This is a genomic window from Paucibacter sp. XJ19-41, from assembly GCF_028462495.1.
Classification (GTDB): domain Bacteria; phylum Pseudomonadota; class Gammaproteobacteria; order Burkholderiales; family Burkholderiaceae_C; genus Roseateles_E.
This window is the reverse complement of the sequence record NZ_JAQOWX010000229.1, coordinates 1-2,982: the sequence shown is the minus strand read 5'-3', so window position 1 is coordinate 2,982 and position 2,982 is coordinate 1. Positions and strand designations below refer to the sequence as shown.

Genomic DNA, 2,982 nt, shown 5'->3' with positions numbered 1-2,982 from the left:
AGGCTGCCGTCCTCGACGCTCTCGGCCGGCAGCAGGATGTCCAGCACCGCCGGCATCAGCCGGTAGGCCTGGGCCAGCGGCCGTGCCGGCGGCAGCGCGAGCACGTCCTCGGCCGACAATGTCATCAGCGGCTTGGGGCCACTCGCCGCGCTGGCGGCCGCGGCCGCTGCCTTGGGCCGGGCCTGCACGACCGCCAGCAGATAGCGCTGCTGCGTCTGCTCGCCCAGCGCGTCGATCAGGCGCACCGTGAAGCGGTGGCTGCCCGGCTTGTCGGCCGTGCCCTGCAGCACCCCCAGCGGGGACAGCGCGATGCCCTCGGGCAGAGCCCCCTCGGCCAGCTCGAAGCGATAGGGCGGACGGCCGCCCTGGGCATGCAGCGGGCGGCGATAGGGGCGCTCCAGCAGGGCCGCGGGCAGACGGAACGCGGCGTTGTCCAGTTGCAGCGGCTCCTGCAACTGGCTCAGCGCGCGTGAGGCGGCCGGGGCCGGCGCGCTGATGGGCGCGGTGGAGGGGGCGCTGGCGGGGGCGCTGAGCGGCGCCTCGGCCGCCGATGCCGCGACCAAGGCCGGCAGCAGGACGCAAAGCAGGTAGCGGCGCTTCACAAGGTCCTCCCTTCCTTGCGCAGCTCCTTGACCAGACCCTGGCGCAGCTCGGCGGCGCTGATCTGCTCGCTGTGCCGGCGCAGCGCCAGCAAGGCCGCATAGCGCAGCACATTGGCGATCGCGCCGCCCGATAGCTCATAGCGCTCGGCGATCTCGTCCAGCTTGACCTCGGCCGACAGCCGTTGTGGCGCCAGCATGCCGCGCCACAGCCGCAGCCGCTGCTCGGCGTCGGGCAGCGGGAAATAAATCATCGACTGGAAGCGCCGCGCAAACGCCTCGTCGATATTGCTGCGCAGATTCGAGGCCAGGATCACGGTGCCGGGGAAGTCCTCGACCCGTTGCAGCAGATAGGCGATCTCCTGGTTCGCATGCTGGTCGTTGGCGCTCTGGTTATTGCTGTTGCGCTTGCCGAACAAGGCATCGGCCTCGTCGAAGAACAGCACCCAGCGCCGGCTCTGCGCCTGGTCGAAGACCCGGGCCAGATTCTTCTCGGTCTCGCCGATGTATTTGGACACCACCATGGACAGATCGATGCGGTAGACATCGACCTGCGCGGCCTGGCCGATCAGCGTGGCGGTCAGGGTCTTGCCGGTGCCGGGCGGGCCGTAGAACAGCGCCCGGTAGCCGGGCTTGAGCGTGCGCGCCAGGCCCCAGTCCTGCATCAGGCGCTGGCCCTCGCGCATCCAGGTGCAGACCTGGTTCACCTCGTCCATCACCTCGGGCGCCAGCACCAGATCGTCCCAGCCCAGCGGACTGGTGATCAGCTTGGCCGGGAACTGCGCGTTGTAGTCGGGCTTGTGCCAGACCCCGGTGGCCAGGCGCTGCAGCGCCTCGGCGCTGATCTGCAGCGCGCCGCTGAGCTGCGGCTCGCCGCCGGNGGCCGGGAACTGCGCGTTGTAGTCGGGCTTGTGCCAGACCCCGGTGGCCAGGCGCTGCAGCGCCTCGGCGCTGATCTGCAGCGCGCCGCTGAGCTGCGGCTCGCCGCCGGCCGGGTTGTCCAGCTTCAGCAGGCCCTGGCGCGCGAACCCATGCTCGGCATCGAACAGCGCCAGCAGCGCGATGCGGCGCTGCAAGTCCTCGCCGGCGATCAGAAAGGCGGCGGTCTCGCCGGTCGGCAGAAAGCCGCCATGGGCCTGGCCCTTGATGCCGCCGAACTCGGTGAAGCCGCGCTCCAGATTGCTGTTGCGCATGAAGAGCAGGTCCAGCGCGGCCGGGCGCAGATGCGGCAGCAGGGCCAGGGCCAGCACCGCCCGCTCGGCCGGCCCCAGCTGCAAGCTCTCGACCAGACGCGCCAGCTCGCTGCCCGGCGGCAGACCGGGCGGCGGCGGCGCGGCCTCGAAACCGGCCTCGCTTTGCTGGAAATGCTGTTCCAGGCGCAGGCTCAGGACCTGGCCGAGCCAGTTCAGCTCCAGCGCCAAGGCCCGGGCCTGCAATGCGGTGCTAGCGCCAGTCGACATGCAGCACTCCCGTCATCCAGGGCAATCTGATCGTCGAGAACGACCAGGGCAGACGATCCAGCAGCAGGTCGAAGGGCTTGGGCTCGACCAGCAGTCGCCAGGCCTGTTCATCCGCATCGCCGGGCTTGCGAGTGAGCCGGCCGCCGCGGCGCAGAAAGCTCTGGCGCAGGCCCTCGACCGAGGTGTTGCCCACCGCCTTCCAGTGCGCGATCACCGCGCCCAGCAAGGCGTCCAGCAGCGCGCGCCGCTCCTCGCCCAGCGGCTCGGGCGCCGGCAGCACCTGGGCCGGCGGCACGCCGCACAAGAGCTTGGCCAGCACCTGCTGGGCCTCGCTGCCGACCCCATGGCCGACCTCATGGCCGGCGGCCAGATAGCCCAGCGCGGCCACCGCCAGGCTTTGTGCGGCCGGGCTCTTGAAGCGCCCGGCCTCCAGCAGCGCCAGCCGGCCGAACAGGCGCTCGGCATAGGCGGCCAGCATCACCAGGCCGGCATCGGCGATATAGATCGGGCTGTCGGCATCGACGGGGTCGGGTCTTGCCGCCGGCACGGCTGCGGGCCGATCCGCCCGCAAACCCAGCTCATAGTGCTCGGCGCGGCTGGGCGCGCGCCGCAGGCCCCGGCGCAGCCGCGCCAGCACCGGGTCGGCCCAGGCGCTCAGGCCCGCCAGCACCCGGTCCAGCCGTGCGAAACAGCGCGCCAGCGAGCCCTGTGGCAGCGCGCGGTGCAGCTGCATCGCCCAGCGGCGCACCAGGGTCTCGGGCCGGGGCGCCTGGCCCTCGATCAGCAAGGGGCGTAGCAGCCAGCGCCAGTGCTGGCGCTCGGTCTCGGCCGCCTTGGCCTGCGGCTGCAGCACCTGCAAGGCCCGCTGCAGCAGGCCGCTGCAGGCCTGCAAGGTCGCCGCCTCGCGGCCGGCCGCCGGGGTC

General features: G+C 72.0%; 3 protein-coding genes. All 3 read right to left on the bottom strand.

What is annotated here, in order from left to right:
* Positions 1–602: Ig domain-containing protein (locus tag PO768_RS28350; protein ID WP_272648727.1), on the bottom strand; the 602-nt coding region annotated here is incomplete at its 3' end.
* Positions 599–1,264 carry an ATP-binding protein gene (locus PO768_RS29390; RefSeq protein ID WP_442953314.1) on the bottom strand — a complete coding sequence of 222 codons (666 nt, stop codon included), beginning with the start codon at positions 1,262–1,264 and terminating at the stop codon, positions 599–601. The genes PO768_RS28350 and PO768_RS29390, both read right to left, overlap by 4 nt.
* A 778-nt stretch (positions 1,265–2,042) precedes the next feature.
* The coding region (locus tag PO768_RS28340; protein ID WP_272648725.1) for a contractile injection system tape measure protein at positions 2,043–2,982 on the bottom strand (940 nt) is incomplete at its 5' end.

Coding starts and splice junctions, on each gene's coding strand:
- PO768_RS29390 (WP_442953314.1), bottom strand. CDS start 1,264: ATGCAGGACTGGGGCCTGGCGCGCACGCTCAAGCCCGGCTACCGGGCG.